The following is a 429-nucleotide window of genomic DNA, read 5'->3' on the forward strand; positions in this document are numbered from 1 at the left end:
GGGCACCTGCGGGCCGGCACTTGCCTGCCCTCCTCCTCCGACCTCGCCGTCTCCCCCGCCACGCTCCGCAGATACGGCCTGCGCAAGGGCGACCTGACCGAGGGCCTGCGCGGCGACCGGAGTGGCCTGACCGAGGTCACCCGGATCAACGGCCGTACACCCGAAGCGCTGCGCGGCCGACCCCACTTCGGGGATCTGACGCCGCTTCACCCGCAGGAACGGCTGCGCCTGGAGCACCCCGCGTCCGGTCTGGCCGGGCGCGTCGTCGATCTGCTCGCCCCTGTCGGCAAGGGGCAGCGAGGCCTGCTCGTGGCCCCGCCGAAGACCGGCAAGACCGTGCTGATCCAGCAGCTCGCGGCGGCCGTTGCGGGCAACCACCCCGAGTGCCGCCTGATGGTGGTGCTGCTCGACGAACGCCCCGAGGAGGTC

General features: G+C 73.4%; 1 pseudogene. It reads left to right on the top strand.

The annotated features are described in order from the left end of the window. Positions 1-429, top strand: a pseudogene (locus J0695_RS42715) (transcription termination factor Rho); the annotation flags it as partial.

This window comes from Streptomyces beijiangensis (assembly GCF_017315755.1).
GTDB lineage: Bacteria > Actinomycetota > Actinomycetes > Streptomycetales > Streptomycetaceae > Streptomyces > Streptomyces beijiangensis.